The 6,834-nt window shown below is 74.0% G+C and carries 8 protein-coding genes and 1 pseudogene; 6 read left to right on the top strand and 3 right to left on the bottom strand.

Annotated features, from left to right (window positions below):
• Positions 1-692 precede the first annotated feature (692 nt).
• The 3 genes from VGH76_RS13590 (at position 693) to VGH76_RS13580 (ending at position 1,941) form a co-directional block, all read left to right on the top strand.
• Positions 693-1,208, top strand: coding sequence for a helix-turn-helix transcriptional regulator (locus VGH76_RS13590; RefSeq protein WP_331557216.1), 516 nt, complete (start codon positions 693-695; stop codon positions 1,206-1,208).
• A 119-nt stretch (positions 1,209-1,327) separates the two neighbouring features.
• Positions 1,328-1,630 (top strand): hypothetical protein, encoded by a 303-nt coding sequence (locus tag VGH76_RS13585; RefSeq protein ID WP_331557215.1) that lies wholly within the window; start codon positions 1,328-1,330, stop codon positions 1,628-1,630.
• Positions 1,627-1,941 (top strand): hypothetical protein, encoded by a 315-nt coding sequence (locus tag VGH76_RS13580; RefSeq protein ID WP_331557214.1) that lies wholly within the window; start codon positions 1,627-1,629, stop codon positions 1,939-1,941. Before VGH76_RS13585 ends, VGH76_RS13580 begins: the two co-directional genes overlap by 4 nt.
• 23 nt (positions 1,942-1,964) lie before the next feature.
• On the opposite strand, the gene VGH76_RS13575 is transcribed toward VGH76_RS13580, so the two are convergent.
• Positions 1,965-2,336, bottom strand: a complete 372-nt coding sequence (locus tag VGH76_RS13575) for an STAS domain-containing protein (protein WP_331557213.1) — start codon at positions 2,334-2,336, stop codon at positions 1,965-1,967.
• Positions 2,337-2,737: 401 nt separating this feature from the next.
• Between VGH76_RS13575 and VGH76_RS13570 the strand changes: the two genes are divergently transcribed.
• Entirely contained in the window at positions 2,738-3,550 is an 813-nt protein-coding gene (locus VGH76_RS13570) for a GAF domain-containing protein (RefSeq protein WP_331557212.1), read from the top strand.
• The gene (locus VGH76_RS13565; RefSeq protein WP_331557211.1) at positions 3,547-4,284 is read left to right on the top strand and encodes a GAF and ANTAR domain-containing protein; all 738 of its coding nucleotides are present in this window, start codon (positions 3,547-3,549) and stop codon (positions 4,282-4,284) included. Before VGH76_RS13570 ends, VGH76_RS13565 begins: the two co-directional genes overlap by 4 nt.
• 17 nt (positions 4,285-4,301) lie before the next feature.
• On the opposite strand, the gene mtnA is transcribed toward VGH76_RS13565, so the two are convergent.
• Both mtnA and VGH76_RS13555 read right to left on the bottom strand, forming a co-directional pair.
• Positions 4,302-5,348 carry an S-methyl-5-thioribose-1-phosphate isomerase gene (gene mtnA, locus VGH76_RS13560; RefSeq protein ID WP_331557210.1) on the bottom strand — a complete coding sequence of 349 codons (1,047 nt, stop codon included), beginning with the start codon at positions 5,346-5,348 and terminating at the stop codon, positions 4,302-4,304.
• 32 nt (positions 5,349-5,380) lie between these two features.
• Positions 5,381-6,538 (bottom strand): serine hydrolase domain-containing protein, encoded by a 1,158-nt coding sequence (locus VGH76_RS13555; protein ID WP_331557209.1) that lies wholly within the window; start codon positions 6,536-6,538, stop codon positions 5,381-5,383.
• A 163-nt stretch (positions 6,539-6,701) separates the two neighbouring features.
• On the opposite strand from VGH76_RS13555, the pseudogene VGH76_RS28140 reads away from it, so the two are divergent.
• Positions 6,702-6,834: pseudogene (locus VGH76_RS28140) on the top strand (IS982 family transposase); the annotation flags it as partial.

The raw sequence follows: 6,834 nt of genomic DNA, 5'->3' as shown, positions 1-6,834 counted from the left end.
CTGGCTGGCAGGCCGGATGAGCTGTCGCACGCCGTCGCAGAGCCGTTGAACGTCGGTGACCGGCGCCCGGGTCAGCATGATCATGAATTGGCCCCAGTGGGCACCTTCGATACGAACCTCGGCTTGCTCGGGTCCACCCTCCGCGGTGCCGGACGACTCCGAAAGACTCGCGTGGCATATGGCGCTGCGGTCCCGTGGTTGCCGCGCGGGATCGTAGGCGGCCACTCGCTCTGGGCTTCCAGGCGTTGGGCGAGGTTCCTGGAGTGAAGGTCACGGAGTGGGTGTGGGTGCCGGTGTAACTGCTGTCGGTGGGAGTGGGTGCGGGTGGTCGTTGGCAGTCGAGGTCGCGATGGTCCTGTTCTGGCACGGGGCGGACCGCGAGTGATCCACCCCGGGGGCGCGGGGCCCGTAGACCCCCGGCTGCTATCTACGGATCAGAAGGTTAGGGGTTCGAATCCCTTCGGGCGCGCACACATCACCGCAGGTCACAGGGGTCGTCCCGTCAGGGGCGGCCCCTTCGTCGTGTCCCGTGCAGCAAGGTCGTGCACGCCCGAGCCCGGTGCTCGTCGAGGAGAAGGTCGGTGCGTTCCGGGGCCCCTGTGTGCCAGAGTGGTCGCCGCGGTCAACTCGGCGGCCCGTCCCGGACCCTGGCGCTTCGCGGTATCGAGACTGCGCGACGTGAGGAGACGCCGGTGTCCGTTGTGCCCGACCCCGTCCACCTGGCCACCGGTGTGCTCATGGAGCGCTACCGGCAGGACCTCCAGGCAGCGTCAGCGACGCTGCGTGAGCTCGCCGAGGGCTCCGGTCAACAGGTCCATCGCTACGCCGCCGTGCTGGTCACGACGCCGCCGGACCCCGCCGGCGACACCACGGCGGCCCGTGAGCCGGCCGTCATCCGGCGAGCCGTCGAGTTCATCGACAGCAACGCCCACCGGTCGATCGACCTGGCCGAGATCGCCGAGGCCTCCCTCATCGGGGCTCGGGGACTCCAGGCCTCGTTCCGCAAGCACCGCGATCAGACGCCATTGGGCTACCTGCGCGAGGTGCGGATGCAGCGCGCCCACCGCGACCTGCTCGCTGCCGACCCGGCCGCGGGGGACACGGTGGCCGAGATCGCCGCGCGGTGGGGCTTCGCCCACCCCGGACGGTTCTCCGTGAGCTACCGGGAGGCTTTCGGCGTCAGTCCGGGTGTCACGCTGCGCCACTGAACCGGCAAGGAGCGCCGGCCCGCTCACCCTCCGCGAGCGATCACTCACGGACTGGACGGGACGCAGCGGATACGACAGGGTGGACGACGTCGACCCGGCCCCCGTCGGCTCCGGCTCTCGTGATCGACGAGAGCCGCCCGCACGCCGAGGTGGACATGCCCAAGAGCCCGCACGAGCTGCAGCCGAGCCGCGACGTCCGACGGGCCCAGAGGCTGGTCTCCCGGGTCCACGGCCTGACCACCGACGAGAGCGCCGAGGCGCTGCGCGGCCGGGCCGGGGACTGCGGCATCTCCGTCCACGCCGCCGCGCTGGCCGTCCTCTCGGCCTCGCCGACCGATGAGCTGCTCCTCGAGCCCTCGCGCGCCCGACCGTCGCATCCATCGGCGGCCGACGCCCACCACCCTGACGAGGACGACCGATGACGACGACGAACCGTCCCTCCCGGACCGGCCCGGCCGCGCAGCGGGCGATCGACCTCGCCCGCGTGTGCGTGGCGGCCCGATCCGTCCTCGACGAGATGCCCGCGCTGGTCGCCGAGGGCCTCGCGGGGCAGGCCGCCGCCTCGCTGACCAGCCATGCGCGTGCCCTGGTCGACCTGCCGATCCTGCGCGGGCTCCCGCTCGCCACCACGCGTACCCACGCCCTGGCGGTGCACGACGGTCTCACCCGTCTCGCCGGGGACCGTTCCCTCACACTGGCCGCGTGGATCGACGACGGGCTCGGCAGCGCCTGAGGATCCGTCCGAGCGGACGCAGCTCAGCCGGCCGTCACCGAGGGAGTGGAACCGTCGTCGCGCTCCGTCCTGTCGACGCCGATGCGCCGCACGCGCCGGGCGCTCCACACGAGCTGGCGGACCTGGTGGCACACGCCGCCGAGGTCTTCCAGCGGCGTCTGACGGAGCACGTCGAAGAACTGGCTCCACCGGGCTCCGCGGATGACGAGATCCGCACCCCCGTCGCCGGCGTGCAGCGCGATCAGGACCTCGAGCCCGGCGGCGTCGCACGCGTGGACCCCGCCCATGTCCAGGACGATCTGCGCGTGCGGCTCCTGCCGCAGCACCGCGCAGTGCTCGGCGAGGTCGGCCACGGCCCAGCCCCGGAGCTCACCGGCGAGCACGACGGTCGTCATCGGACGTGGACGAGCCCGTGCGCCACTGCCACCCCTCCCGTCGCACCGCGGGGTCTTCCGCGGGCGCACCAGGGTCCGGGGCGCGCCAGTAGATGAAGTGGTCATCGTATGCGACGCGGGGGAGGCGCGACCAGCGCCGCGACGAGTCGGGTCCCCCGGGTGGCCGCTCGCGGGGCCCAGGAGGGATGGACGTGCGGTGTAGCGTCCGCGCCATCCTCGTGGCCCGACACGGCCCGGAGGAGGCGGACATCCGAACCGGACCCTGTCGGGTGGGGCGCGTGGTTCGTTGTGGACCACCGGGCACGACACCTGCGACGGGAAGGTCAGGTCGATGCGCGCCGATATCGGCCGCGACGCCGGAGTGCACGTCCGCTCGCCGTGCCGGCCACGATGGGGTCCGGGTGAGCCCCGTGGTTGACCGGGTGGGCCTCGGCCGCGCCCTGACGGCCGCCCTGTCGGACGACGGCCCGGAGGCGGCGCTCGCGGTCTGCCGCGCCTGCGTGACCTGGCTACCGATGACCGGGGCCTCGATCACCGTGATGGACGGCGCCCAGGGCCAGGAGCCGGTGTGCGCCACCGACCCGGGCGCCGCGCGAATCGACGAACTGCAGTTCAGCCTCGGTGAGGGTCCGTGTGTGGAGGCGTTCAGCTCGGGGCGGGCGGTGCTCGTGCCGGACATCGCCGAACCGGGGGAAGGACGGTGGCCGATGTTCACCGCGGCCGCGGTCGAGACCGGCGCCCGGGGCATGTTCGTGTTCCCGTTGCGGGCGGGCGCGAGCCGGCTCGGCGTCCTCGACTGCTACCGGGACACCCCGGGCCATCTGGACGACACGGAGTTGGCGGGCGCCCTGCTGGCGGCCGACGCGGCGATGTGGGCCCTGCTGGACCGCCTCGACCATCGGGCCGGCGAGGCCGGACGGAGCCCGTCGCCCTGGTACGACGGGTCGGCGCTGGCACGTGCCGAGGTGCACCAGGCGACCGGCATGCTCATGGCGCAGGCCGGGACGGCGGCGCCGACGGCTCTCGCGGCGCTGCGGGCCGCGGCGTTCCTCGGCGACCGCGGCATCACCGAGATCGCGGCCGACGTCGTCGCCCGTCGACTGCGTCTCGATCCCGACGGCTCGTGGCACGTCAGCAGCAACGGGGCGGCCGCGAGCGCCGAGCCGCCCCACCAACGAGGAGACGACGAGCGCGAGGGCCGGGAGGACCCATGAACACACCGATGGCTCGGGAACAGTCCCTGGTCGAGGCCTTCGTCCGCCTCGCGGACACCCTGGTGGACGACTACGACGTGATCGAGCTCTTCCACGGGCTCTGTGCCGACTGCGTCGCGCTGCTCGGCGCCGACGCCGCCGGCCTGCTGCTCACCGACCAGCGCGATTCCCTGCAGGTCGTCTCCGCGTCGAATGAGCAGGCCCACCTCATCGAGCTCTTCCAGCTCCAGTCCGAGCAGGGCCCCTGCCTGGACTGCTTCCGCACCAGCGAGGTCGTCATGGCGGACGACCTGGCGCGCGAGACCCGGTGGCCGGCGTTCAGCGCGCGGGCCCACGACTACGGTTTCGCGGCGGTGCACGCCCTGCCCATGCGCCTGCGGGGGCAGACCATCGGGGCCCTGAACCTGTTCCACCGCGAGCCACTCACCCTGAGCGGCGGCGACCTGGGGGTCGGTCAGGCGCTGGCGGACGTGGCGACGATCGCGATCCTCTCGGATCGCAACGCCCGGCAGCGGGAGCTCCTCACCGAGCAGCTGCAGGCCGCCCTCACGAGCCGGGTGGTCATCGAACAGGCCAAGGGGGTCCTCGCCGAACGCGGCGCCCTCGACCTCGACCAGGCCTTCCTGCGGTTGCGCGAGCACGCCCGCGCGACGAACCAGCGGATCTCCGAGCTGGCCCAGGGCATCGTGGTCGGCACGTACGACACCACGATGCTGCTCCGTCGACCGCGCTGACCGCGGGCGCCTGCCCGTCAGCGCCTCACCGCGGCCGGGGTGGTGGGCGACCCGTCCTCGCGTCGTTCCCCGGGGTCACCGCCCGACGACCACACCCGGTCCTCGGTGACGACCGCGGTCAGCAGGTCGAACGGCGTCACGTCGAAGGCGGGGTTGAAGACCGGCGTCCCCGGCAGCGTCGTCGCCACCCCGCCGAACCCGAGCACCTCGTCGGCACCCCGCTCCTCCACCACGATCCCGGCGCCCGTGGCGGTCCCCGGGTCGATCGTCTCCTCGGGGGCGACCACCACGAAGGGCACGCCGGCGTGGGCGGCGGCACAGGCCAGCATGTAGGTGCCGATCTTGTTGGCGACGTCGCCGTTCGCGGCGATCCGGTCCGCGCCGACGACGACGGCGTCCACGCGCCCCGTGGCGAGCGCGGCGGGTCCGGCCGAGTCGACGCAGAGCCGGTGCGGGACCCCGGCCCGCGCCAGCTCCCAGATGGTGAGCCGCGCGCCCTGCAGCAGGGGCCGGGTCTCACAGGCGAGGACCTCGCCCAGGGCACCGCGCTCGTGCAGCCGCAACGCCGCGCCGAGCGCGCTGCCGCCCTCGCCGCACGCCAGTTCCCCGGTGTTGCAGACCGTCAGCAGCCGGATCGGCCGCGCGGGACACCGCGCCTCGAGCAGGTCGGCGGCGCGGGTGGTGGCGGCGGCGTTGACCCGGACGCCCTCGACGGCGACGGCGCGGGCCTCGGCGAGGACCGCGGCCGGGCCGTCGGCGAGCCGGGCGAGGGCACGCCGGACCCCGAGCGCGAGCGGCACCGCCGTCGGGCGCGCGCGGGCCACCCGCTCGGCCTCGGCGCGCGCCGTCGCCGGGTCCCCGGGGTGGCGGTGGGCGGCCAGCGCGGCCCCGAACGCGCCGGTGACGCCGAGGTTGGGCGCGCCGCGGACGGCGAGGGTGCGGACGGCGTCGACGACCCCGTCCACCGTCGTGAGCTGCAGGTACTCGGTGCGCGACGGCAGCGCGCGCTGGTCGAGCAGCACGACCGCCGCCTCCGGGCCGTCCGACCAGTCCACGATGCGCACGGCACCGATCCTGCCCCGCGAGGGGCCTCGGTTCACCCCAGCGCGGCGTAGGCGGCGTCGATGGTGGCGGCGTGCACGGCGAAGTCGTCGGGTCCGGCGAACAGCCGCTGGGTCAGCGTGACCACCACGAGGTCGCGCCCGGGGTCGACGTGCCAGGTGGTCCCGAGCCCGCCGGCCCAGCCGAACGACCCGGTCCGCGGCCCGGAGATCGTCACCGACACCCCGAAGCCCCAGCTCGTCTCGTCATCCAGGAAGCCCGACCCGGCCCGCTGCGCGGGCGTGAGCTGGTCAGAGGTCATCGCGGCGGCGAACGCAGGGTCGAGGACGTCCGCGCCGTCCGCGAGGAGCATCCGGGCGAACGCGAGGAGGTCGTCGGCGCCCGAGACGAGCCCGGCGGCCCCGTCCGGGAATCGCGGCGGGGTGCTCCAGAGGCCGTCCGGCGGGTCCCACACCGCGCCGGCCCGATAGGCGGTCACGAGACGGACGGGGTCGCCGGTGAAGGCGGTGTCGGTCATGCCCAGCGGCGTGAGCACCCGGGAGCGCAGCAGATCGGGCAGCGGCTCGCCGGCAGCGCGGGCGGCCAGGACCCCGAGCAGCTGGCCGGAGGTGTTGTAGAGCCAGCGCTCCCCCGGCTGCGCCAGCAGCGGCAGCTCCGCGAGCTCGGCCAGCCAGGCGTCGGGCTCCGGGGGCACGTCCATCCGCGGCGGGCCCATGGTGTTCAGCCGCCCGGCGCCCATTGCGGTGGCGATCGGCCACGGCGGGTCGGCGGCGAACATCGCCATGGACTGGCCCCAGCCGCACGTGTAGGTCAGCACGTCACGGACGCTGATGGGGCGCTCGGCCGGCACGGTGTCGTCGAGGGCCGCGTCGGGCCGGCGCAGGACCCGCGGGTCGGCCAGCTCGGGGAGCAGCCGGTCGACCGGCTCGTCGAGGTGCAGCGCGCCGTCCGCGAGGAGGGTCCCGACGGCGGCGGCGACCACCGGTTTGGTGAGCGACGCGATGCGGAAGAGCGAGTCCCGCGCGATCGGTGCACCGCCGGCCGCGACCGTCCCCCGGGTCTCGCCGTGGACCTCGTCGCCGTGCGCCACGAGCACCACGAGGCCGGGGAGGTCGTCGGCGAGCGCTCCCGCCGCCACCCGGCCGAGCCGCTGCAGTCCGGGCTCGGCGAGGGCCCGCCGCGTCGTCGTCATGCGGCGAAGCTACGGAGTGCGCTTCGCGCCTGTGAGCACTTTCCGTTGTCATAGCGACGGAAAGTGCTCACGAGGGCTTCGCCCACCTAGATGAATGAGTCCGATTAGATCTTGGGGTGTGTCGTTCACCTGAACGTGGGCGGAGGGCGCCAAACGTCATTGTGTGACGAACGACCGTGACGCCCTCCTGACCGCACTCTATGTCCACCTCGAGGATCGTGTCCTGCCCGCCTTGGGCTGGTCGCGGGCCCACCGACCGGGCCGTAAGCCGGTGCTCAGCGACGCGGAGCTGCTGT

It is taken from the genome of Actinomycetospora sp. (genome assembly GCF_036497585.1).
Taxonomy (GTDB): domain Bacteria; phylum Actinomycetota; class Actinomycetes; order Mycobacteriales; family Pseudonocardiaceae; genus Actinomycetospora.
The sequence above is the reverse complement of the archived record's forward strand: the minus strand, read 5'-3'. Positions and strand labels throughout refer to the sequence as shown.